The organism is Azospirillum sp. P4_B5 (assembly GCF_056402275.1).
Genome location: NZ_JBFUHT010000009.1, coordinates 49,486 through 71,590 on the forward strand (window position 1 = coordinate 49,486; position 22,105 = coordinate 71,590).

Below are 22,105 nucleotides of genomic sequence, written 5' to 3' on the forward strand. Positions count from 1 at the left end.
CGCGCAAGCGGCTCCCCCGAACAGTAGTGCAAGGCCGATCCCCCCTCAAGCTTCAAGCATAGATTTCGTCAATTTTATCGACCACAGGAAGAAATTTCACGCTCCACACGCGGTGGACGGATGGCGCCGGTTGATAGTACAACCGCATAACCGGTGAAGGCGGAGCCGTGCCGCCGCCCCGCTCCGGTCTTGCGACCCCGCAGCGGGATACCCCTTCATGACGGTGATCGAGCAGGCGTGGAAGACGGTGCCGACGGTGTCGGCGAAGTTCCTGCTGATCCTGATTCCCATCCTGATGCTGACCACGCTCGGCTTCTCCTCGATCTTCTTCTACGGCAAGTACAAGGACCTGCGCGGCGCCCTGCGCGACCGGATCGAGGCGGTGGCGGAGATCAACGCCGTCGCCCTGTCCTCCAGCCTGTGGGCCGTGGACGTTCCGGCCATCCGCAACATCATCCAGGCGATTTCCGTCAACCGCGAGCTTCTGTGCATCGAGGTGGCGGACGAGCTGGCCGACGGCCGTTTCGCATGGCCGGAAGCCGATTGCCGTCCCGTCGCCGGGCGCGAGACGGTGCGCCGTCCGATCCAGGTGCAGAACCGCCGGCTCGGCACGCTGACGCTCCATTTCAGCTACGCCCCGGTGGACGAGCAGATCCGTCAGGAGATGGTCAACACGCTGTGGCTCCTGCTGCTGATGCTGGTCGGCACGCTGGTCACCGCGCTGACCGCCCACCGGCTGACCATCGGCGTGCCGCTGGGCCGGCTGATCGCGTCCATCCGCACCGCGGAGCAGGAGCATCTGCGCCAGCCCGTGCACTGGTCGTCGGCCGACGAGCTGGGGCGGGTGATCGCCGCCTACAACGGCATGCTGACCCGGCTCGACGAAGAGGAGGCCGCCCTGCGGCAGAGCGAGGAACGGCTGGGGCTGGCCATCGCCGCCACGCGGTCCTCCGTCTGGGATTACGATCTGCGGACCGGCCAGTACTGGTGGTCGAACGAGTTCCCCGCCCTGCTCGGCTACGGCCCGGCCGAACTGGCGATGACCGCGCGGACCTGGGAATCGCTGATCCATCCGGAGGAGCGGCGGCGGGTCATCGCGGAGTCCCGCAGCCGCGTGCGCGACAAGGACAGCGCCCATTCCATCGTCTACCGCATGCGGCGGCGGGATAGCGGCTGGAGCTGGATCGAGGACCGGGCGACGGCCCTGCGCGACGGCGCGGGAACCGCGGTCCGCCTGACCGGCACCATGTCCGACGTGACGGAGCGCATGCAGGCCGAACGGGATCTGGCGCGCGAGCGCAACATCCTTCAGATCACGCTCGACAACACCGACCAGGGCATCATCATGGTGGACCGCAACCTGCGCGTCGTCATGTCCAACCGCCGCGCGGCGGAGCTTCTCGACGTGCCGGCGGCCTTCCTCGCCCGCAACCCGCTGTTTCCCGAGATCATCCAATTCCAGCGCGCCCAGGGCGCCTTCGAGGATTTCAGCATCGACCCCGACCTGGAGTTGGACGAGACCGCCGTGGTTCCCGACCAGCCCTTCGCCTTCAAGCGGCGGCGGCCCGACGGCACGATCATCGAGGTGCGGTCCAACCCCCTGCCGGAAGGCGGTTTCGTCCGCACCTTCACCGACGTGACGGTGGAGGCGCGCTCCGCCGAGGAGGTGTTCCACGCCATGGAGGCGCTGGAGACCGCCTACGCCGACCTCAAGGAGACCCAGAACAGCCTTGTCCAGGCGGAGAAAATGGCCTCGCTCGCCCTGCTGGTGGCCGGCGTCGCGCACGAGATCAACACGCCGGTGGGCATCGCCTACAGCTGCTCCACCCATCTGGCGTCGAAGACGCGGACGCTGACCGAGGCCTTCGCGAAGGGCACCATGAAGAAGTCCGACCTGACCGCCTATGTGGCGGCGGCGGGCGAATCCTCGCGCCTGATCGAACAGAACCTGACCCGCGCGGCGGAACTGATCCAGAGCTTCAAGCGCGTCGCCGTCGACCAGACCAGCCAGGAGCGCCGCCGCTTCGACCTGCGCTCCTATCTGGACGAGATCATCACCTCGCTGGGTCCGCGCCTGCGCAAGAGCCCGCACAAGATGACCGTCGCCTGCGCGGACGGCATCACCATGGACGGCTATCCCGGCGCGCTCAGCCAGGTCATCACCAATCTGGTCATCAACGCGCTGACCCACGCCTTCCCCGACGGCCGCGAGGGCACGATGGCGCTGAGCGTGGAGGAGTTGCCGGACGGCGAGTTGGACATCCGCTTCTCCGACGACGGGGTCGGCATCGCCCCGGACAATCTGCCCAAGGTGTTCGAACCCTTCTTCACGACCAAGCGCGGCACCGGAGGCAGCGGGCTCGGCCTCCACATCGTCTTCAATCTGGTGACGCAATCGCTGGGCGGCCGGATCTCGGTGGACAGCCCGGCCCCGAGCGACTCCGCCCGCGACCACCCCACAGGCAGGGGCACCAGCTTCCTCCTGCGGATTCCCGCGACGGCGCCCCGGATGGCCGACGCCCCGGAGGAGGACGCATGACCGACGAGCTGATCGTGCCCGACACCGATCCCGACACCGACGACGAGATCCTGTTCGCCGACGAGGAGGGCGAGGACAGGGACGAGACTCCGCCCTGGCCCATCCTGGTGGTGGACGACGAGGACGACGTCCATTCCATGACCGCCCTCCTGCTGGACGACGTGGAGTTCCAGGGCCGCCGGCTGGAGCTGATCGGCTGCCGCTCCGCCGCCGAGGCGCGCGCCGTCCTGCGCGCCCGCCGGGACATCGCCGTCATCCTGCTGGACGTGGTGATGGAGGACGACGACGCCGGGCTGACGCTGGTCCGCTGGATCCGCGGCACGCTCGGCAATCTCGACGTCCGCATCATCCTGCGCACCGGCCAGCCCGGGCAGGCGCCGCAGCGCGACGTGATCGTCGGCTGCGACATCAACGACTACAAGTCGAAGGCCGACCTGTCGGCGGAGGGGCTGTTCACCGCGGTGATCGCGGCGCTGCGCGCCTACGACCACATCCGCTTCATCGAGACCAAGGTGGCCGAACGCACGCACGAGCTGCGGCAGAGCCGCGAGCAGATGCGCGCCATCCTGGAGTCGAGCCCGGTCGGCGTCTGCGCCTACACCCACGACGGCGTGCTCGTGACGTGCAACGACCGGCTGGTCCATCTGCTGGGCGTGCCGAAAGAGCGGCTGGTCGGCGTCTCCATCGCCGACCTGTTCATCGAGCCGGACAACACCGAGGCGCACGAGACGCATTGGACCTTCTTCCGCCGCTCGCTGCGCGACGCCGAGGTGCGGGTGCGGCGGGCCGACGGCTCCACCTTCTGGGCGCTGGTGTCGGTGGACCCGACGCTGCTCGACGGCCGCCCGGTCCATCTCGCCTGGGTCTACGACATCACGCGGCGCAAGCTGGCCGAGCGCCAGATGGAACGCGCCAAGGAGCAGGCGGAGCAGACGACCACCGCCAAATCCGCCTTCCTCGCCACCATGAGCCACGAGATCCGCACGCCCATGAACGGCGTGCTGGGCATGCTGGAGCTGCTGGAGCGCACGCCGCTGGACGGCGGACAGCGCGACACCGTGGCGACCATGCGGGAGTCGGCGACCTCGCTGCTGCGGATCATCGACGACATCCTCGACTTTTCGAAGATCGAGGCCGGCAAGATGGACCTGGAGCAGGTGCCCGTCTCCATCCCCGCCCTGGTCGAAGGTGTGGCCGACACGCTGGCCCCGGCGGCGCGGGCCAAGGGGCTGGATCTGCTGACCTATGTGGAACCGGCGATTCCACCAGCCCTGATCGGCGATCCGGTGCGGTTGCGCCAGATCCTCTTCAACCTGTGCGGCAACGCCATCAAGTTCACCGAGCGCGGGCGGATCATCGTCCAGGCCACCCTGGCGGCGCGGACGGGCGACGATACGCAAGGCGGCACCCGGCTGCGCATCGAGGTGGCGGACACCGGCATCGGCATTTCCGAGACGGCGCGCCGCCAGCTCTTCCAGCCCTTCACCCAGGCGGAAAGCTCGACCGCCCGTCGCTTCGGCGGCACCGGGCTGGGCCTGTCGATCAGCCGGCGGCTGGTCGCGCTGATGGGCGGGACGATCGGGGTGGACAGCGCGCCGGAGGCGGGTTCCACCTTCTGGGTCGAGCTGACGCTGAGCGCCGCGGCCGACCCCGCCCCGCCCGTCCCCCCGCCCGGTCCCTCGACGGTGGACGAACCGGACCTCTCCGACCTGACCGTCCTGGTCGGCCTGCCGAACACGGAGGAGCGCCGGATCGTCGCCCGTTATCTGGAAGCCGCCGGAGCGCGCGTGCTGGCCGCCGGACAACCGGACGCGCTGGCCGAACAGGCCCGCATGGCCCAAACGGAACGGGGCGCCCTGAACGTCGTGGTGGTGGACGAGGCGCTGCACACCCCCGCCGCCGCCCAGGCGCCGCAATTGCTGGGCCGCCGCATCGGGGAAGCGCAGGTGCCGACGGTGCTGCTGCAGGATCCCACCGCCGTCGGCGGCCGCCTCGCCGACGGGTCGGTCCCGGTGAGCCGACCTGTCCGCCGCACGTCCCTGGTGCGCGCCGTGGCGGTGGCCGCCGGGCGCACCCTGACGGACGCCACGTCCTGCGAAGGTCGACCGCCCGCAGCCCCCTGCGCCCCGGCCGTGCTGAGTCCGGAGCGCGCCATCGCCGAGGCGGAGGCCCGCGGGCGGCTGATCCTGGTGGCGGAGGACAACGCCATCAACCGCAAGGTCCTGCAGATGCAACTCACCTCGCTGGGCCACACGGCGGAACTGACCAACGGCGGGGCGGAGGCCCTGGCCGCGCTGGGGCGGCGGCGCTACGGCCTGCTGCTGACCGACATCCAGATGCCCGAGGTGGACGGGTTCGAGCTGACCCGGCGCATCCGCGCGGCGGAGCGCGTCACCGGCGCCCATCTGCCGATCGTCGCCCTGACCGCCAACGCCGCCTCGGCGGACATCGAGAGCTACCGCGCGGCCGGCATGGACGAGGCGCTGAGCAAGCCGCTGGATCTGGCGAAGCTCGACGCCGCGCTGTCCCGCTTCCTGCCGCCCCCAGTGGCCGAACCGGTGGCCGAACCAGTGGCACCCTCCCTTTCCTCCCTTTCCTCCCCATCCTCGACGAACCCGCCGATCGACCTGTCCCCGATCAACCTCGATGTCCTGCGCCAGCTCTGCGGCGACGACCGGGCGCTGATGGACGAACTGCTGAACGACTTCGTCGGGATCGGCCGCCACATCGCGGACGAGGTCGGCGACGCCGTCGCTGCGCGGAACGGAACGGCGATCCGCGCCGGCGCCCACAATCTGAAGGGTTGCGCCCGCAACGCCGGGGCGACGCCGCTCGGCGACGCGGCGCAGGCGCTGGAGCAGGCGGTGATGCAGGACGCCCCCTGGGAGCGGGTGACCGCGCTGGCCGCGGCGCTGGAGCAGGCGATGCGGGAGGTCGAACGCTTCATCGCTACGGCATCGGATCCTTGAACGCCCCCTGAACACCCTTTGTCCGTTCGAACCGGCGCGCGATTGGGGTATCGTCCCCGCGACCCGCCACGCCGCGAGACGCGCATGAACCGCCGCCAGTTCTCAAGCCTGCTGCTCTCCCTGCCGGTGCTCCCCTACGCCGCCCCGATCGCCGCGCAGGAGAAGGTTCCCGCCCTGGGAGAGGAGCTGACCCCCTTCGGCGCGGTGCGGGGCGCCAGCCGGACGCGGGCCATCCCGCCCTGGAAGGGAGGGTTGACCGCTGTCCCCGGCGGCTGGAAACCGGGCACCCATCTGCCCGACCCCTACGACGAGGATGGGCGCTGGTTCACCGTGGGCCCGGGGGATCTGGACCGCTACAAGGTCCGCCTGTCCGCCGGCCTCCAGGCGATGCTGACCAAGTACCCGTCCTTCGAGATCCCGGTCTTTCCCAGCAACCGCAGCGCCGCCGCCCCCCAGCGCGTCTACGACGAATCGATCGAGAACGCCAAACGCGCCAAGCTGGGCGAGAACGGTCTGGCGTTGAGCGGAGCGCGGGTGGGCGTGCCCTTCCCCATTCCGGCCAATGGCGTGCAGGCGATGTGGAACCACATCCTGCGCTGGCGCGGCACGTCCTTCAGCCGCACCGGCGCCACCGTCCTGCCGGAGGCCGGCGGCATCCACACCGCGGCGGTCTACCGCGAGGACTGGCAATCCAGCTACGCCGCCGGGATCGACGGCGGGCGTCCCTTCCACTACCGGCGCACCACCCTGATGCCCAAGGCGGAAGCCGGGACCACCCTGCTGCTGCACGGCACGCTGAACCCGATCCAGTCCGGTTTCGCCGCCTGGTTCCGCCAGGGGGAGACCGGCAAGCCCGTCCGCGCGCCCGACTTCGTCTACGACACGCCGGACCCGGCCAGCGGCGGCATCCGCACCGCCGACATGCTGGACATGTTCGGCGGCCCGCTCGACCGTTTCGACTTCGCGCTGGTGACGCGGCGGGAGATGTATGTGCCCTACAACGCCAGCCGGATGAACACGGCCAATCTGGCGCCGGTGGATTTCCTGTGGCTGGGCCATCCCAACCCGCAGTTCCTGCGCTACGAGATGCACCGGGTGTGGATCGTCGAGGCGCGGCTGAAGTCCGGCTTCCGCCACGCCCTTCCGGAGCGCACCTATTATCTGGACGAGGATTCCTGGCAGATCGTCATGGCCGACCATTACGACGCCAAGGGCAATCTGGTCCGCTACGCGGAGGCGCACGGGATCGCCTATCCCCAGCTGCCCGTCTTCGCCCCGGCGCTGGAGATCACCTACGACCTCACGGGCGACCGCTACGTGGTGAACGGCCTCGACAACCAACTCGCCCCGCCGGACTTCGCCAAGACCCTGCGGCCCGAGGACTTCGCCCCCGACACGCTGGAGCGCAAGCGGCGGCCCTGGTGAGATAGGCGGAGTGAGATAGGCGCAGTGAGACGGACAGAGGACGGCGGTCAGTGCCGGACCGGACCGGCCACCCACTGGCTGACGATGGTTTCCGCCTGGAACGGCGGGGTTTCCGGATGGTGGTAGCGGAAGACGGTCACCGCCGCTTCCAGCGCGTAACGCTCCGGCTGGCCGCAGTCGCACAGGCCGGCGTAACAGCGCTGGACGGCGTCGCGGCAATTCAGGCTCACCGCCGGGTAGGGGTCGATCGTCAACCAGCGCATGCTCTTCATCGACGCTCCCCGCCATCCACAGAGTTGCCGTCCAGCGCGTCGCCGCCATCGAGAGGGACGCCGTAGATTTCCAGCCGGTGACCGACGATGCGGTAGCCCAGTTCCCGCGCGATGCGCTCCTTCAGCGCCTCGAGTTCCGGGCTGGCGAATTCGATGATCCGCCCGCTGCGCGTGTCGATCAGGTGGTGGTGATGGTCGGTGGACGCTTCTTCATAGCGGGCGCGTCCGTCGCCCAGGTCCACCTTCTCGATCACCTGCGCGTCTTCCAGGAGGCGCATGGTGCGGTAGACGGTGGCGATGGAGATGCGCGGGTCGATCAGGACGGCGCGGCGGTGGACCTCCTCCACGTCGGGATGATCCTCCGACTCCGACAGGACCTGGGAAATGACCCGGCGCTGGCCGGTCATCTTCAGTCCTTTCTCCAGGCACAAGGATTCGAGACGCGACGTCATTGCCCCACCGCCTTTGCCATCCGTTGCGGCGCCGTGTCCCGCAATCCGGGGCGCCATGCTGCAGCGCCGATCATAATACTGAAATTCATTCGCAATCTTATACCCCGTTTTTTATTCCGGGAATTCACGCGGCAAAATGCCTCACCCACCGACGCGGCCCCTCCCCGCCATCCCCACCGTCCCCTGGAACCGCCGCCCGTCCCAGGGACATTTCCGGTCCGAAACGCGGCCAAGGTCCTTGATTGCTTGCCAAAAGCCGCCCCAACGCCTATGTGTGGTCGGTCGATTTTGCTTTGGGGCTGCCGGCTCCTCGTCGTCCCGGTACCGGCGCCGCTTGCGCCTTCCCACGGTGAATTGATGGCTCCGCGCACTCCCGCGGCGGAGCGCCCCAAGCCACGCCGCCCCGGCACCGTCCGGGCACGGCCCAGGTGCAGCCTCTGTTCACGTGACCAGGACCCTCCCCGTATGACCGAATTCAGTGGCCTCGGCCTGATCGAGCCCCTTCTGCGCGCCGTCGCCGAAGAGGGTTACCAGACCGCCACGCCGATCCAGGCCGGCGCCATCCCCGTCCTTCTGGAGGGCCGCGACGTGCTCGGCCTCGCCCAGACCGGCACCGGCAAGACCGCCGCCTTCACCCTGCCGATCCTGCAGCGGCTGTTCCAGAACAAGAAGCGGACGCAGGCCAAGGCGCCGCGCACGCTGATCCTGACGCCGACGCGCGAGCTGGCGCTGCAAATCGGCGAGAGCTTCCGCACCTACGGCCGGCACCTGCCGATCCGCCGCACGGTGATCCACGGCGGCGTCGGGCAGAGCCCGCAGGTGGCGGCGCTGGCCCGCGGCACCGACGTGCTGGTGGCGACTCCGGGCCGCCTGCTCGACCTGATGGCCCAGAAGCAGTGCGTGCTCGACCAGGTCGAGATCTTCGTCCTGGACGAGGCCGACCGCATGCTCGACATGGGCTTCATCCGCGACGTGCGGAAGGTGGTCGCGGTCCTGCCGAAGCAGCGCCAGACCCTGCTGTTCTCCGCCACCATGCCGGAAGCTGTGGTCGAGTTGGCGCACAGCATCCTGACCGACGCCGAGCGGATCGAGGTGGCGCCGCAATCCACCACGGTGGAGCGCATCGCCCAGCGCGTGCTGTTCGTGGACCGCGCCGACAAGCGCCGCCTGCTCGCCGACCTCCTCCAGGAGGGCGCCATGGAGCGGACGATCGTCTTCGCCCGCACCAAGCACGGCGCCGACCGCATCGCCGACCATCTGAAGAAGGCCGGCGTCCCGGCCGACGCGATCCACGGCGACAAGTCGCAGTCGGCCCGCGTGCGGGCGCTGGAGTCCTTCCGCAGCGGCGACCTGAAGGCGCTGGTGGCGACCGACATCGCGGCGCGCGGCATCGACATTGACGGCATCACGCACGTCATCAACTTCGACCTGCCGAACGAGCCGGAGAGCTACGTTCACCGCATCGGCCGCACCGCCCGCGCCGGCACCGACGGCAGCGCGGTGTCCTTCTGCGACGCCGAGGAGGTGGCCTATCTGAAGGCCATCGAGAAGACCATCCGCCAGCCGGTCCCGGCGGACCACGACCACCCCTACCACGCGTCGGTGGTGGCGGCGATCCACGCCTCCTCGGCCAAGCCGCCGAAGCCGGCGCCCAAGCAGCCCCGTCCGGGCCGCGGTCAGCCCCAGCAGCAGCCGGGCGGCGGCAAGCCGCAGGGCCAGCGAGCTCAGGCGCCGAAGGCCCAGGGTGCGAAGCCGCAGGCGCCGCAGGGCGCGCGGGTTGCCGGCGCCACCGGCGACCAGCCGCTGAAGGCCAAGGTGTCGGCCAACCAGCAGAACCGCCACAACCGCCGCCCCGCCCCGCATGGCGGCCAGCCGGGCGGAAACAAGCGGTCCGCGGCCTAAAGTCTGTTCGGTGCGCAGCGGGATCACCGCCCGCCGCGCACCACCCAGTTTGTTGCCCGGTTCGCAGCGGCCTGCTCGTCGATCACCGCGCCACGGGTCGGCGCGGCGCCGCTGTCGCCGTAGCGCTGGACCTGGACGCTCCCTCCAATCTGTTTCGTGATGGCCGCGGCGATCACGTCCCGGCGCTGCGCTTCGGGCAGGGCGGCGGTCTGCCGCTCCAGCGCGCCCCAATCCAGCCGCGCCGCAAGCCCGTTGCTCATCTGCGTCTGGCCGTCCCGCCAAACGGCGGCGACGATCTGGCCGCCCTGCCGGAACACGGTGTGGGCCTGCACGGCGCGGCTGCGCGCCGCGACCGCCGGGTCCACGGCATTCGGGTCTCCGGCGATCCTCATCTGCTGCTGAAAGGCGGAATCGCCGACCCCAACCCGCGCCATCATCTCCGGCGTGGCCTTGGTCGCCGTCGGGAAGCGGCTGACCGCGCCACCGTTCAGCGTGTACGCGCCTGACGGACCATATCCCGGCGCGGAGACGGACAGGCTGCTCATGAAACACTCCCTGGTTGATTATCGACCTCTCTTCGGCAACTTTCTCCTTAGCAGTTTCCATGCCACCCCCGGGGGTGCGTGACCTCGGGCACTCGCCGAAGCAGAGGGGAAGAGCGGAAGCGGAGGCACGGGCGGAATTTTCCCAGCGAGGGTGAAAGAAATGCCGATGGCATCGAATTGTTTCCTGAGCCATCAAAGAAAAGCCGCCGCGATGGCCGCGGCGGCTTTTCCGTTTCGTGACGATGGGCCGATCAGAGCAGCGTCGTCAGATTGAACGCGTAGGAGTCGGAGCTGTACAGATACTCGATGGTGTTGTTGCCCCCGAGATAGAAGTCCTGGATGACCACGCCGTCGTTCAGATAGCCGTCGCTGAAGTCGGCCACGCTGGAGACCCACAGGTCGTTGCTTCCCGTCGGGCGGAAGTAAGCGAGGTTCGCCATCGTCACATCGGTGAAGTAGACGATGTCGGACGTGCCGCCGCCGTAGCCCGGCATCCCAGCTTCCGACTTGTCGTCGTTGATGAGATCGACGCCGCCATTCGCCGAATGATAATAGACGTCGTTGCCCGCCCCGCCGTACAGCGTGTCGTCACCAGCTTCGCCCAGCAGATGATCGTTCCCTGAGCTGGCCAGAAGGCTGTCGCCCCCATTGCCGCCATACAGCGTGTCGTTGCCGTCGTCGCCGACCAGAATGTCGTTTCCATTGAAACCGTAGAGAAGATCGGCGCCGCTCCCCCCCTGGATCACGTCGGGATAGCTGCTGCCATACACGGTGTCGTTGCCGGCACCCGCCGCCGAGCCGTTGGCGGTCTCGTACTGCCCGGGAACCAATCCCCGCAGATCGATCACTTCGGACGCGGACGTTCCATTGATGACGCTCATGTCGATTCCCCACTTACTTCATGCATCTTCCAATGAGTGTCCGGAAAATCTTTTCATTTGACCGACCGCCAGCGTTCACCGGTCGGTTGATCATGTTCTCCGAACAAAGGCTTCTCACCCGTGTTCGCTCATGCACACAACAGCATGTGGTTGAACATTATTTGGCGGATGCTCTCCGAACAAGATCTGTCATGAGAGAAATAAGGAGTCAATAACAATAAAATACACACAAGAGCACGATCTTCATTACTTATCTATCTAATCAAAAATGGAATACAAAAGCAGGACAACGGACAGCACGCTTGCGTTGGTGATATTTTACTTTTTCTTTTGTCGACACACGAATGAAGTGAGGAAATAACCGTGTGTTGACAGGAAAAGGCCCTCCGCCCGATGGGAAGGAGGGCCAAGCGTGTTTGGCATGGACTCATGCCGCCGGCATCACCGTGCGAAAATCTGCCCCATGTCCTGGAAGCTCTTGAACTCAAGGGCATTCCCGCTCGGGTCGAGGAAGAACATGGTGGCTTGCTCGCCCACCTGGCCCTTGAAGCGGATCTGCGGCTCGATGAGGAATCTCACCCCCTCGGCCTTCAGCTTGTCGGCCAGCGCGTGCCAGTCGTTCCAATCCAGGATCACCCCGAAATGGCTGGCCGGCACGTCCTCGCCATCGACCGGGTTGGTGGCCCGGGTTCCGGCATCCTCCGTCACATGAGCCACCACCTGATGGCCGTACAGGTCGAAGTCGATCCAACGATCGGACTCACGCCCCACCCCGCAGCCCAGCAGGCCGGCGTAGAAGGCGCGCGCCTCCTCCTTGTCGCGGACGGGGAAGGCAAGGTGGAAAGGCGGAACGGGTTTGCGGTCGGTTGCGCTCATGCTCGTCGGGGTCTTCGCCCCCTCCCTGCTGGTGATTGCCTGAGCAGTCTACTCGGGCAATCGCCAGCCTGTCTCGGGATCGAACAGGTGCGTCCCCTCCCCGTCCGGCACGCGGTCAGGCGATCCCTTCCGCCGCCAGCGCCGCGGCCACGGCCGGGCGCCCGGCGATGCGGGCCATGTAGGCGGTGATGTTCGGGTAACCATCCAGCGGCAGGCCGACCCGCGGCGCCCAGCGCAGCACCGTGAATCCGTAGGCGTCGGCCACCGTGAAGCGGTCGCCCGTCAGGTAATCCTTGCCGGCCAGCCCGGCCTCCACCACCGAGAACTTGGCCGTCAGCGTCTGCTTGGCGATGTCCTTGAAGGCGTCCGGCGTGGTCGGGCGGAACAGCGGGCTGAAGGTCTTGTGCAGCTCCGTGCCGATGAAGTTCAGCCACTCCAGCACGCGGTAGCGCTCCATCGTCCCGACGGCGGGCAGCAGACCGGTCTCCGGCACGCGGTCGGCGATGCACTGAACGATCGCGGCGCCCTCGGTCAGGATGGCGCCGTCGTCGAAGGCCAGCGTCGGCACCTGCCCCTTCGGGTTGACGGCCAGGAAATCGCCGCCGTCCTCCAGTTTCTTGGCGGCGAGGTCGACGGCCGCGACGTCGAAGGCCAAGCCGCTTTCGCGCAGAACGATGTGCGGCGACAGCGAGCAGGCGCCCGGCTTCAGGTAGAGCTTCATGATGTTTCTTATCCTTGTTTCCGGCGGGACATGACGGATCGACAGTGGGGCACGGGGCGGCTGCGAATGCAACCGCCCCACCCCATTCAATCCGGCAAACGCCGTCCGCTCTCCGAGTCGAACAGATGCAGGGCGTCGGGTGGCGCGCCGACGCGCAGGGTCTCGCCCTCGCGGCAGAACGGCAGGCCGGCGACTCGGACCACCATTCCCTCGCCGTCCGGCAGGCGGCCGTAGACCACCGTGTCGGCGCCCAGGGCCTCCACCAGATCGACCGTGACGATCAGCGGCCCCTCGCCGGACGTGACGGCCAGATGCTCCGGCCGCACGCCGAGCTTGACCGGCCGCCCGGCCATGTCGGGCCGCGGGCGCGGCAGGACGAAGGCGGTGCCGCCGGGCAGCGCCACCCCCTGCCCGGCGTCGTCGAAGCGCGCGTCCAGCACGTTCATCGGCGGCGACCCGATGAAGCCCGCGACGAACAGGCTGGCCGGGCGCTGGTAGACCTCCAGCGGCGTGCCGACCTGCTCGGCCACCCCGTGATTCATCACCAGGATGCGGTCGGCCAGCGTCATCGCCTCCACCTGATCGTGCGTTACATAGAGGCTGGTGATGCCCAGCCGGTCCTGGAGCCGCTTGATCTCGACCCGCATCTGGGTGCGCAGCTTGGCGTCCAGGTTGGACAGCGGCTCGTCGAACAGGAAGGCGGCGGGTTCGCGCACGATGGCGCGGCCCATGGCGACGCGCTGGCGCTGCCCGCCGGAGAGCTGGCTGGGCCGGCGGTCGAGGAAGCGGCCAAGCTCCAGGATCTCCGCCGCCTTGGCGACGCGCGCCTGGATCTCCGCCTTGGGCAGGCCGCGGATCTTCAGGCCGTAGGCCATGTTGTCGAACACGCTCATGTGCGGGTAGAGCGCGTAGTTCTGGAACACCATGGCGATGTCGCGGTCCTTGGGCTCCAGCCCGTTGACCACCCGCCCGCCGATGGCGATCTCGCCTCCGGTGATGCTCTCCAGCCCGGCGACCATGCGCAGAAGCGTGGACTTGCCGCAGCCCGAAGGGCCGAGCAGCACGAGGAACTCCCCGTCCGCGACGCTGATGTCGATGCCCTTGATCGCCTCGACGGAGCCGTAGGACTTGCGGACCTGTTTCAGATCGACGGTTGCCATTTCTTATTTCTCGCTGTCCACAAGGCCTTTGACGAACCAGCGCTGCATCAGCACGACCACCGCCACCGGCGGCAGCATGGCCAGCACCGTCGTCGCCATGATGAGGTTCCAGTCGGTCGCGGCCTCGCCGTTGCCGATCATCTTGGTGATGCCGATGACCACCGTCTCCATCTCCGCGCTGTTGGTGATCAGCAGCGGCCACAGATACTGGTTCCAGCCGTAGATGAAGAGGATGACGAACAGCGCCGCGATGTTGGTGCGCGACAGCGGCAGCACCACGTCCACGAAGAAGCGCAGCGCCCCCGCCCCGTCGATCTTCGCGGCCTCGATCAGTTCGTCCGGGATGGTCAGGAAGAACTGCCGGAACAGCAGCGTCGCCGTGGCCGACGCGATCAGCGGGATGGTCAGCCCGGCGTAGCTGTCGATCAGGCCGAGGTTGGCCACCACCTCGTAGGTCGGGATGATGCGCACCTCGACCGGCAGCATCAGCGTGATGAAGATCATCCAGAAGAAGACCATGCGCAGCGGGAAGCGGAAGAAGGCCACCGCGTAGGCCGAGATGATCGAGATGGCGATCTTGCCCAGCGCGATGACCAGCGCCATGACGAGGCTGTTCCACATCATGATGCGCACGGGCGTGTGCATGACGCGGTTGCCCTGCGACTCGCTCCAGGCCGAGGCGTAGTTGTTCAGCATCTCGCCGCCGGGCGTCAGCGGCAGGTTGCCGCGCCCGATGGTGGCGGCGTCCCAGGTGGAGCCGATGACCGTCACGTAGATCGGGAAGGCGAAGATCAGGACGCCCATCGTCAGGACGAGGTACGGGACCATGTCCATCAGGCGTCCGCCGGAGCGCGGATTGGCGCGGTCGCGGTTCATGAGTAATGCACCTTGCGCTCGACGAAGCGGAACTGGATGGCGGTCAGCGCGATGACGATGACCATCAGGATCACCGACTGCGCCGAGGAACCGCCCAGGTCGTGGTTGACCACGCCGTCCTGGTAGACGCGGAAAATCAGCGTCTCGGTCGCCTTGCCCGGCCCGCCGTGGGTCAGGGCGTGGATCGTGCCGAAGGTCTCGAAGAAGGCGTAGACGATGTTCACCACCAGCAGGAAGAAGGTGGTCGGCGAAAGCAGCGGGAAGGTGATCGTCCAGAAGCGGCGGACCGCCCCCGCCCCGTCGATGCTCGCCGCCTCCAGCACGGAGCGCGGGATGGCCTGGAGTCCGGCTAGGAAGAAGATGAAGTTGTAGGAGACCTGCTTCCAGCTCGCCGCCAGGATGACCATGGTTAGCGCCTGCCCGTCGTTCAGCCGGTAGTCCCAGGCGTAGCCGAGGTTGTTCAGCGCGCGGCCCAGGATGCCGATGTCCGGGTTGAAGATGAACATCCACAGCACCGCCGCCACCGCGGGCGCCAGCGCGTAGGGCCAGATCAGCAGCGTCTTGTAGGCCGCCGCCGCCCGGATCTTCGCATCGGCCAGCACCGCCAGCCCCAGCGCGGAGACCAGCGACAGGAGGGTCACCGACGCGCTGAAGACGATGGTGGTCTTGACCGTCTCCAGATAGTTCGGGTCGCTCAGCACCGCCTGGAAATTCTCCAGCCCGACGAACTGGCTGCGCAGGCCGAAGGCGTCCTGGAGATGCACTGACTGCCACAGCGCCTGCGCCGCCGGCCAGATGAAGAAGATCAGCGTCACCGCCACCTGCGGCGCCAGCAGCAGGTAGGGCAACGCCCTGTTGTCGAAAATCACGCGACGTTGCATGGAATCCCTTTCAACCCTCTCCCCTCCGGGGAGAGGGTGGCCCGAAGGGCCGGTGAGGGGGTTGCGCAGGGCCGCAAGTCCGGCACAAGCGCAACCCCCTCACCCTAACCCTCTCCCCAGAGGGGAGAGGGGGTTACTCTCAGTTCTTGTTGGCGCGCTCGAAGTTGCGCAGGACCGTGTCGCCGCGCTTCACCGCGTTGTCCAGCGCCTGCTGGGCGGTCTGCTGGCCCTGGAACGCCCGCTCCATCTCCTCCTGGATGATGTTGCGGATTTCCGGCAGGTTGCCCAGCCGCAGCCCCATGGTGTTCTCCGTGGTGGCCGTGCGGGTCAGCTGCTCCGCCGGCACCTCGGCGCCGGGGTTCTTGTCGTAGAAGCCCTCCTTCTTCGCCAGCTCGAAGCCCTGCAGCGTCACCGGGACGTAGCCGGTGTCCATGTGCCACTTGGCGTCCACTTCCGGACGGGCGAGGTAGCTGAAGAAGGCGGCGACGGCCTTGTACTCGTCGGCGGTGCGCTTGGGCGAGGTCATCACCCAGAAGGCGGCGCCGCCGATGATCGAGTTCTTCGGCGAGGCGATGGCGTCCGGCCAGTAGGGCAGCGGCGCGGCGCCCCAGGCGAACTTGGCCTCCTTGACGATGCGCCCGCGCAGGCCCGACGAGGCCTGGATCATCGCGCACTCACCCGACGGGAACAGCGAGTCCGCGGCGTTGTCGCGGCCGCCGTAGCGCAGCGCGCCTTCCTTCTGGAGGTCGATCAGCGTCTGGAGATGCTTCACGAAGAACGGGTCGTTGATCTTCAGCGTGGCGTTCAGCCCGCCGAAGCCGTTGGCCTCCGACGCGAAGGGCTTGTCGTGAAGCGCGCCGACCTGCTCGAACTGCGTCCAGGTCGGCCAGGAGAAGGTCATCGGGCAGGTCACGCCCGCCACCTTCAGCTTGCGCGCCGCGTCGGCCACTTCCGGCCAGGTCGCCGGCGGCTTGTTGGGGTCGAGCCCGGCCTTCTGGAAGGCGTCCTTGTTGTAGAAGGTGATGGTGGTCGAGCTGTTGAACGGCAGGGCCATCATCTTGCCGTCCTTGGAGCTGTAATAGCCCCGGACCGCCGGGATGTAGGCCGCGGCGTCGAGCCCCGACCCCGTCTCGCTCATCAGCTGGTGCACCGGCTTGATGGCCGGGCCGGCGGACAGCATGGTGGCGGTGCCAACCTCGAACATCTGCACGACGTGCGGGGCGTTGCCGGCGCGGAAGGCGGCGATGGCCGCCTGCATCGTCTCCGGGTAGCTGCCCTTGAAGGTCGGGTTGACCTGGACCTTGTCCTGGCTGTCGTTGAAGCCCTTCACCACCTGCTCGAGCTGGCCGCCGAGCGGCTGGGGCAGGCCGTGCCAGAATTCGACGACGGTCTTCTGCTGGGCGTAAGCGGCGCCGGTGAAACCGGCGGCGAGCGCGAAGGCGGCCGTCGAGACGGCGAGCTTGCGGCGGGTCAGCATGGTGGTCTCTCCCTGGAACCAATCGATTGCGTGATGTGCTGACATGCAGGGCGCGGGTTGCGGTCCCGCGACGGTCTTGTGAAGATTTGGTGACGTGTCCGGAACACGCGCGCAGGGGCGCGCCGCATCCGCTCCTCGCGGTTGCAACGTCGGTCCTGCGTAAGGCATGGAACGGGACTTAAGGCGGTGGCGGATGTTGCGCCGGCATTGATGATTTTCCTCCCCGCATGTGTGTTTCTTTTTTGCAAGCCTTAAGGATAGAGGGGGAGGCTGTCAATCAGCCGTACGTATCAGTACGGACTATCACCTTTACGTCATCTCTCGGGGTGCCATGTTTGGGCGAGCGCCCACAGCGCGGAGTCGTCCCGGCACAGGGACCCGGCCATCTGCGACAGGCTGTCCCCCATCAGGCCGGAGGAGCGCAGCAGGCAGTAGGACCGGCTCGGCGCCGACAGATAGAGCGACGCCGTCGGGGCCGCGACCGGCGGCGCGGGATACAGCGCGGCGGGCGGCGGGCAGTAATAGGGCTGCGCACCGGGGTTGTAGCCGGGCACCAGCCGGTCGAGGCCGGGCCGGGGACCGAAGACACAGCCGCGCTGGTCCCAGTCCAGGCTCGTCGTTTGCGCGGCGGCGGGCAGGACGACGAAGGCGGCCATCGTCATCCCCGCCAGACAACCGGCCAGCCGGCACCCTGCTTTGCGATGCATGCTTCCCTCCGATCCCAGGCCGCGCCCGTGGCGCACCCAGACCATGACGCCGGGGCCGGCGGGCCGTGAACGGCCCCGGCCTTCGAAGGAAGTATGCGCGCTCCATCGACGCCCGGCGCGGCGCCGATGGACGGGTCGGCGAGCGCAAGCGAGGACGGCGCTCTCTGTTCGTTCGGTGGGAAGGAGGAAAGGGGGTTCCCCGCCCCGTCACGCCGCGCTGCTGCTCTCGACCGGCAGTTCCTCGGCGCTCTCCGCCGCCAGCGGGACGTCCACTGCGAAGACCGAGCCCTTGCCGGGCACCGAGCGCAGCGAGACCGGCAGGCCCAGCAGCGCCGCCAAGCGCCGCACGATGGCAAGGCCGAGCCCCAGCCCGTGCCGACGGTCGCGGTTGGGATTGCCGAGTTGGCGGAAGTCGTCGAAGATCGCCGACTGGTCGGCGGGAGCGATGCCGATGCCGGTATCCCACACCTCGATGCGCAGCGCCCCGCCGCGCCGCCGCGCCGCCAGCAGCACGCCGCCCGACTCGGTGAAGCGCAGGGCATTCGACAGGATCGGGCGCAGAAGCTGCTCCAGCAGCACCGGGTCGGTGCTCACCTCCGCGTCCGCGGGGCGGACGTTGAAGCGCAGGGCCTTGGCGTCGGCCTCCGGCGCGAACTCGTTGAGCAGGCGGCCCAGCGTTTCGTCGATGGGGAAGGTCTGAACCTGCCTCCGGACCAGCCCGGCCTCCAGCTTCGACACGTCCAGCAGGGCGCGCAGGAGCGCTTCCGCCGCCTCGATCGACATTTCCAGCTTCTCGCCCAGATCGCGCGCGCCGGGATCGGTCAGGCGGCCCATCAGCAGATGATGGAACAGGTGCATGGCCTGGAAGGGCTGGCGCAGATCGTGACTGGCGGCGGACAGGAAGCGCCCGATGGCGGTGCGTCCCGTCTCGGCCTCCTCGCGGACCCGCTCGGCTTCGGCCTTCGCCCGCTCGGCCTCGGCGCGGGCGGCGGCCAGCGCGGCGGCGTTGGTGTCGGCGATGGCGGCGACCGCGGTGATCACCCCGTCCGCGTCGCGCACCGGGCTCAGCACCATTTCGCCGCGGGGAAGCAGGCCAAAGGCCGACACCGGGACCCCGGTGAGGACGACACGGCGGACCTGTGCCTCGACCTGGGAGACGATGGCCGCCGGAACACCCAACTCGGTCAGCTCCCGGCCGTCCACCTCCTCCGGCAGGCAGCCGAAGGCAGCGGCGAAAGCCTGATTGACCACGAGAAGCCGCGCGTCCAGCCCAAGCAGAGCGTGAGCGGCGCCGTTGGCGGAGACCAGAGCCTCAAGCCAGATCGCACGATCAGTCATATGACTTTCGGTTGAGTTCTTACCGGTATACTCGCCCACGACTTCACCACTTACACTGAGATTTCAGCGCATTTATTCGGCCACTTGGCCTACGAAGTCAAATATCACATGCAAAACTCACTTGGGACAAATTCCGTTTGAATGTGAAGGACAACGGCCCCATTGGCCCCGGCCGGCCATGCGGGCTATAAGTCAGGTATGCTCTTCCGCCGCAAATCCCACCCCTCCAGAACCCAGGCCAAACCCCAGGCTCCCCGCGCGAAGGCCCCGCGCGCCCTGGCCGTCGCCGGCCTGCCCGTGCCGCTGGAACTGCGGGAAAGCGCCCGCGCCCGCCGGATGACCCTGCGGGTGGACGCCGGGCGCGGGCTGATCCAGGTGGTGATTCCGGTGGGTGTTCCGGAGGAGGAAGCGCTGCGCTTCGTCGGGCGGCACGACGGCTGGGTCCGGGCGCGGCTGGCCGCCCTGCCGCCGCAGCTTCCCTTCGCCGATGGAGCGACGGTGCCCTATCTGGGAATCGACCACGTCATCCGGCACAGCCCCGACCTGCGCGGGGCGACGCGACGGGAGGACGGCGCGATCCTGGTCGGCGGCCGGGCGGAGCATGTCGCCCGCCGGGTGCGCGACTTTTTGATGACGGAGGCGCGGCGCGAGCTGGCCGAACGCTCGCGCGCGAAGGCCGCGCTGATCGGCGCGCGGGTCGCCGCCGTCACCGTGCGCGACACCAAGAGCCGCTGGGGAAGCTGCTCCGCCACCGGGCGGCTCTCCTTCTCCTGGCGGCTGATCCTGACGCCGGAGGCGGTGCTGGATTACGTGGTGGGGCACGAGGTGGCGCATCTGCGCGAGATGAACCACTCCCAGCGCTTCTGGACGCTGTGCGCGCAGTTGACCGGCGACGTGCGCACGCCGCGCCTCTGGCTGAAGGCCAACGGCACGCGGCTGCTGCGCTACGGCGAGGGAGCGGAAATGGTTTCACCTGCAAATGACGGTCATGCCGAAACGCCGTGACGGGGTCGCGCCGAGGCTCTGCTAGAGTGCGCCACTCCCACCGTTCCCGGCCCGACCTCTTCCATGCCCCGCCCTGATTCCCTGACCGTCCGCGTGCTGCTGACGGCGCTCGTCGCCTTCGGCCCGCTGTCCACCGACCTCTATCTGCCGTCCCTGCCCACGCTGGTCACCGTGTTCGACACGGACATCGCCACGGTGCAGTTGACCCTGTCGGTCTTCCTCGCCGGTTTCGCGGTGTCGCAACTCGTCTACGGGCCGGTGTCGGACCGGTTCGGGCGGCGGCCCGCCCTGCTCGGCGGCATCCTCATCTATCTGGTGGCGAGCGCCGCCTGCGCGCTGACCGACGACATCGAAACGCTGATCGTCGCGCGCTTCTTCCAGGCGCTGGGCGCCTGCTGCGGCCCGGTGGTGGCGCGGGCGGTGGTGCGCGATGTCTTCGGGCGCGACCGGGCGGCCACCGTCCTGGCCTACATGGCGATGGCGATGACGCTGGCCCCCGCCGCCGGCCCCATCCTCGGCGGCGTCCTGACGGAGTGGTTCGGCTGGAGGAGCAATTTTCTGCTGCTGACCGGCTTCGCCGCCCTGATCCTGGTCGCCACCTGGACCCTGATGGGCGAGACCAACGCCAACCGCGACGAGACGGCGCTGCAGCCCGGCCGGCTGCTCGCCAACTATTCACGCCTGCTGCGCGACCGCGGCTTCGTCGGGCAGATGCTGACCGTGGCCTTCGCCTACAGCGGCATCTTCGCCTTCATTTCCGGGTCCAGCTTCGTGCTGATCGGGCGGTTGCAGCTGACGCCCGCGCAGTTCGGCGCGAGCTTCGGCGTGGTGGTGCTGGGCTACGCCGTGGGCTCCTTCCTCGCCGGGCGGCTGAGCGCGCGGCTGGGCGGGCCGCGGATGATCCGCACCGGCACGGCGGTTTCGCTTGCCGGTGGGCTGCTGGGGGTGGGGCTGGCGCTGGGCGGGGTGCTGCATCTGGCGGCGGTGGTGGCGCCTGTCTTCCTCTTCATGCTGGGCGCCGGGCTGACCCTGCCCAACGCCATGGCCGGGGCGGTCGGCCCCTACCCGATGATGGCCGGGCTGGCCTCCTCTCTGGTCGGCTTCGTGCAGATGACCGTGGCGGCGCTGATCGGCGTGATGCTCGGGCACACCCACGCGGACAGCCAACTTCCCATGATGACGGCCATCGGGCTGGTCGCCCTGGGCGCCGCGCTGTCCCATCGGCTTCTGGTCAATCCTCGCGCTTGACAGACTCCGGTATCCAGCGCAGGGCGTAGGAGAAGACGATGGTGACGGCGAGGCAGAGCGCCAGCGCCATCCCCGCCAGCACGTAGAATCCGGCCCCGCAGGCGATGCCCAGCGCGCCGGCCATCCAGATCACCGCCGCGGTGGTCGCCCCGCGCACCGTGGTTCCGGCGCGGAACATCACCCCGGCGCTGATGAAACCGATGGCCTGGGCGATGCCCTGGATGACGCGGGTGGGGTCCATGTCGCCCCCGCCGCTGCCACCGCCGCCCTTATGCCCGGCCATGCCCCAGTAAAGCTCCAGCGCAACCAGAGTCGTCACCGCCGCGCTGATGGCCACCAACGTGTGGGTGCGCAGCCCCGCCGCCTTGCCCCGGATCTCGCGGTCGAGTCCCAGCGCCGCCCCGCAAACCGCCGCCGCGGCCAGCCGGGCCGCCATGTCCCAGACCGGAATGGCCGTACTCAAGTCCATGTTATTCCTCCGTATTTTTACCTTTGCGTAACGCTTGCTACTTTTTTGCGCCCGGTCGCATTTTTCACTTTAAAAGGCGGCCCGTTCGATCTATGTAACCGCAACTCGCAAGCGCACGTGCCGCTGGCCCGCCCCTCGTCCTTTTCGAGATGTGGTTATGCAACGACGTAACGCGTGATCCCCGACCGTCCCTTAAGCAAGGCGGCGTCTTGGAGGTTACGATGGTTCATGTTGTTGTGGGTGGGCGCCGGCTCACCCGTCTCCGACTCTTTCCGGTTCTGTCCAGTTCGGCTCTTCCCCGCAAGGCGACGCGGCAGTCCAGTATGGGCGGCCTGAACGCCTGACCGTCTTTTCTTTTTGAC

19 protein-coding genes are annotated in these 22,105 nt (G+C 68.2%); 6 read left to right on the plus strand and 13 right to left on the minus strand.

Annotated features, from left to right (window positions below; translation table 11 throughout):
* Window positions 1–217: 217 nt before the first annotated feature.
* The 3 genes from AC1DVI_RS09550 to AC1DVI_RS09560 all read left to right on the plus strand — a co-directional run bounded on the left by AC1DVI_RS09550 (window position 218) and on the right by AC1DVI_RS09560 (window position 6,933).
* Window positions 218–2,539: a PAS-domain containing protein gene (locus AC1DVI_RS09550; protein ID WP_476957761.1), complete on the plus strand. Its 2,322-nt coding sequence runs from the start codon at window positions 218–220 to the stop codon at window positions 2,537–2,539.
* Window positions 2,536–5,508 (plus strand): hybrid sensor histidine kinase/response regulator, encoded by a 2,973-nt coding sequence (locus tag AC1DVI_RS09555; protein ID WP_476957762.1) that lies wholly within the window; start codon window positions 2,536–2,538, stop codon window positions 5,506–5,508. Before AC1DVI_RS09550 ends, AC1DVI_RS09555 begins: the two co-directional genes overlap by 4 nt.
* A gap of 84 nt (window positions 5,509–5,592) precedes the next feature.
* On the plus strand, window positions 5,593–6,933 hold the full coding sequence (locus AC1DVI_RS09560; protein WP_476957763.1) for a DUF1329 domain-containing protein: 1,341 nt from the start codon (window positions 5,593–5,595) through the stop codon (window positions 6,931–6,933).
* Window positions 6,934–6,980: 47 nt separating this feature from the next.
* Here AC1DVI_RS09560 and AC1DVI_RS09565 read toward each other — a convergent pair whose 3' ends face one another.
* Window positions 6,981–7,205 (minus strand): hypothetical protein, encoded by a 225-nt coding sequence (locus tag AC1DVI_RS09565; protein ID WP_014241688.1) that lies wholly within the window; start codon window positions 7,203–7,205, stop codon window positions 6,981–6,983.
* Window positions 7,202–7,657: a Fur family transcriptional regulator gene (locus AC1DVI_RS09570; protein ID WP_149164392.1), complete on the minus strand. Its 456-nt coding sequence runs from the start codon at window positions 7,655–7,657 to the stop codon at window positions 7,202–7,204. Before AC1DVI_RS09570 ends, AC1DVI_RS09565 begins: the two co-directional genes overlap by 4 nt.
* Before the next feature lie 465 nt (window positions 7,658–8,122).
* Here AC1DVI_RS09570 and AC1DVI_RS09575 point away from each other — a divergent pair, with 465 nt between their 5' ends.
* Window positions 8,123–9,559 (plus strand): DEAD/DEAH box helicase, encoded by a 1,437-nt coding sequence (locus AC1DVI_RS09575; RefSeq protein ID WP_149164393.1) that lies wholly within the window; start codon window positions 8,123–8,125, stop codon window positions 9,557–9,559.
* Window positions 9,560–9,582: 23 nt separating this feature from the next.
* Here AC1DVI_RS09575 and AC1DVI_RS09580 read toward each other — a convergent pair whose 3' ends face one another.
* The 10 genes from AC1DVI_RS09580 to AC1DVI_RS09625 form a co-directional block, all read right to left on the minus strand.
* Window positions 9,583–10,104, minus strand: coding sequence for a hypothetical protein (locus tag AC1DVI_RS09580; protein WP_476957764.1), 522 nt, complete (start codon window positions 10,102–10,104; stop codon window positions 9,583–9,585).
* 251 nt (window positions 10,105–10,355) lie between these two features.
* Window positions 10,356–10,985 carry a calcium-binding protein gene (locus AC1DVI_RS09585; protein ID WP_476957765.1) on the minus strand — a complete coding sequence of 210 codons (630 nt, stop codon included), beginning with the start codon at window positions 10,983–10,985 and terminating at the stop codon, window positions 10,356–10,358.
* A 441-nt stretch (window positions 10,986–11,426) separates the two neighbouring features.
* Window positions 11,427–11,861 carry a VOC family protein gene (locus AC1DVI_RS09590; RefSeq protein WP_476957766.1) on the minus strand — a complete coding sequence of 145 codons (435 nt, stop codon included), beginning with the start codon at window positions 11,859–11,861 and terminating at the stop codon, window positions 11,427–11,429.
* 115 nt (window positions 11,862–11,976) lie between these two features.
* The gene (gstA, locus tag AC1DVI_RS09595; protein WP_476957767.1) at window positions 11,977–12,582 is read right to left on the minus strand and encodes a glutathione transferase GstA; all 606 of its coding nucleotides are present in this window, start codon (window positions 12,580–12,582) and stop codon (window positions 11,977–11,979) included.
* A gap of 86 nt (window positions 12,583–12,668) precedes the next feature.
* Window positions 12,669–13,742 carry a sn-glycerol-3-phosphate import ATP-binding protein UgpC gene (locus AC1DVI_RS09600; protein WP_476957768.1) on the minus strand — a complete coding sequence of 358 codons (1,074 nt, stop codon included), beginning with the start codon at window positions 13,740–13,742 and terminating at the stop codon, window positions 12,669–12,671.
* Between the two features lie 3 nt (window positions 13,743–13,745).
* A complete protein-coding gene (ugpE, locus tag AC1DVI_RS09605; protein ID WP_476957769.1) occupies window positions 13,746–14,618 on the minus strand; it encodes a sn-glycerol-3-phosphate ABC transporter permease UgpE in 873 nt (290 codons plus the stop codon).
* On the minus strand, window positions 14,615–15,499 hold the full coding sequence (gene ugpA, locus AC1DVI_RS09610; protein ID WP_476957770.1) for a sn-glycerol-3-phosphate ABC transporter permease UgpA: 885 nt from the start codon (window positions 15,497–15,499) through the stop codon (window positions 14,615–14,617). Before ugpA ends, ugpE begins: the two co-directional genes overlap by 4 nt.
* Before the next feature lie 139 nt (window positions 15,500–15,638).
* Complete coding sequence (gene ugpB, locus AC1DVI_RS09615; protein ID WP_476957771.1) at window positions 15,639–16,976, minus strand: sn-glycerol-3-phosphate ABC transporter substrate-binding protein UgpB; 1,338 nt, start codon at window positions 16,974–16,976, stop codon at window positions 15,639–15,641.
* Window positions 16,977–17,290: 314 nt separating this feature from the next.
* Window positions 17,291–17,683: a hypothetical protein gene (locus AC1DVI_RS09620; protein ID WP_476957772.1), complete on the minus strand. Its 393-nt coding sequence runs from the start codon at window positions 17,681–17,683 to the stop codon at window positions 17,291–17,293.
* A gap of 207 nt (window positions 17,684–17,890) precedes the next feature.
* The gene (locus AC1DVI_RS09625; protein WP_476957773.1) at window positions 17,891–19,021 is read right to left on the minus strand and encodes a PAS domain-containing sensor histidine kinase; all 1,131 of its coding nucleotides are present in this window, start codon (window positions 19,019–19,021) and stop codon (window positions 17,891–17,893) included.
* Window positions 19,022–19,219: 198 nt separating this feature from the next.
* Between AC1DVI_RS09625 and AC1DVI_RS09630 the strand changes: the two genes are divergently transcribed.
* On the plus strand, window positions 19,220–20,026 hold the full coding sequence (locus AC1DVI_RS09630) for a M48 family metallopeptidase (protein ID WP_476957774.1): 807 nt from the start codon (window positions 19,220–19,222) through the stop codon (window positions 20,024–20,026).
* Window positions 20,027–20,089: 63 nt separating this feature from the next.
* A complete protein-coding gene (locus AC1DVI_RS09635; RefSeq protein WP_476957775.1) occupies window positions 20,090–21,274 on the plus strand; it encodes a multidrug effflux MFS transporter in 1,185 nt (394 codons plus the stop codon).
* Here AC1DVI_RS09635 and AC1DVI_RS09640 read toward each other — a convergent pair.
* Complete coding sequence (locus AC1DVI_RS09640; protein ID WP_476957776.1) at window positions 21,258–21,743, minus strand: MgtC/SapB family protein; 486 nt, start codon at window positions 21,741–21,743, stop codon at window positions 21,258–21,260. The two genes, AC1DVI_RS09635 and AC1DVI_RS09640, sit on opposite strands and share 17 nt — an antisense overlap.
* Window positions 21,744–22,105 lie beyond the last annotated feature (362 nt).

What these genes read in the sequence shown, in the direction of transcription:
- AC1DVI_RS09550 (WP_476957761.1), top strand. Translation starts at nt 218, where the DNA reads ATGACGGTGATCGAGCAGGCGTGGAAGACGGTGCCGACGGTGTCGGCG.
- AC1DVI_RS09585 (WP_476957765.1), bottom strand. Translation starts at nt 10,985, where the DNA reads ATGAGCGTCATCAATGGAACGTCCGCGTCCGAAGTGATCGATCTGCGG.
- AC1DVI_RS09560 (WP_476957763.1), top strand. Translation starts at nt 5,593, where the DNA reads ATGAACCGCCGCCAGTTCTCAAGCCTGCTGCTCTCCCTGCCGGTGCTC.
- ugpE (WP_476957769.1), bottom strand. Translation starts at nt 14,618, where the DNA reads ATGAACCGCGACCGCGCCAATCCGCGCTCCGGCGGACGCCTGATGGAC.
- AC1DVI_RS09635 (WP_476957775.1), top strand. Translation starts at nt 20,090, where the DNA reads ATGCCCCGCCCTGATTCCCTGACCGTCCGCGTGCTGCTGACGGCGCTC.
- AC1DVI_RS09570 (WP_149164392.1), bottom strand. Translation starts at nt 7,657, where the DNA reads ATGACGTCGCGTCTCGAATCCTTGTGCCTGGAGAAAGGACTGAAGATG.
- AC1DVI_RS09575 (WP_149164393.1), top strand. Translation starts at nt 8,123, where the DNA reads ATGACCGAATTCAGTGGCCTCGGCCTGATCGAGCCCCTTCTGCGCGCC.
- AC1DVI_RS09555 (WP_476957762.1), top strand. Translation starts at nt 2,536, where the DNA reads ATGACCGACGAGCTGATCGTGCCCGACACCGATCCCGACACCGACGAC.
- AC1DVI_RS09580 (WP_476957764.1), bottom strand. Translation starts at nt 10,104, where the DNA reads ATGAGCAGCCTGTCCGTCTCCGCGCCGGGATATGGTCCGTCAGGCGCG.
- gstA (WP_476957767.1), bottom strand. Translation starts at nt 12,582, where the DNA reads ATGAAGCTCTACCTGAAGCCGGGCGCCTGCTCGCTGTCGCCGCACATC.
- AC1DVI_RS09620 (WP_476957772.1), bottom strand. Translation starts at nt 17,683, where the DNA reads ATGCATCGCAAAGCAGGGTGCCGGCTGGCCGGTTGTCTGGCGGGGATG.
- AC1DVI_RS09640 (WP_476957776.1), bottom strand. Translation starts at nt 21,743, where the DNA reads ATGGACTTGAGTACGGCCATTCCGGTCTGGGACATGGCGGCCCGGCTG.
- ugpA (WP_476957770.1), bottom strand. Translation starts at nt 15,499, where the DNA reads ATGCAACGTCGCGTGATTTTCGACAACAGGGCGTTGCCCTACCTGCTG.
- AC1DVI_RS09565 (WP_014241688.1), bottom strand. Translation starts at nt 7,205, where the DNA reads ATGAAGAGCATGCGCTGGTTGACGATCGACCCCTACCCGGCGGTGAGC.
- AC1DVI_RS09630 (WP_476957774.1), top strand. Translation starts at nt 19,220, where the DNA reads ATGCTCTTCCGCCGCAAATCCCACCCCTCCAGAACCCAGGCCAAACCC.
- AC1DVI_RS09600 (WP_476957768.1), bottom strand. Translation starts at nt 13,742, where the DNA reads ATGGCAACCGTCGATCTGAAACAGGTCCGCAAGTCCTACGGCTCCGTC.
- ugpB (WP_476957771.1), bottom strand. Translation starts at nt 16,976, where the DNA reads ATGCTGACCCGCCGCAAGCTCGCCGTCTCGACGGCCGCCTTCGCGCTC.
- AC1DVI_RS09625 (WP_476957773.1), bottom strand. Translation starts at nt 19,021, where the DNA reads ATGACTGATCGTGCGATCTGGCTTGAGGCTCTGGTCTCCGCCAACGGC.
- AC1DVI_RS09590 (WP_476957766.1), bottom strand. Translation starts at nt 11,861, where the DNA reads ATGAGCGCAACCGACCGCAAACCCGTTCCGCCTTTCCACCTTGCCTTC.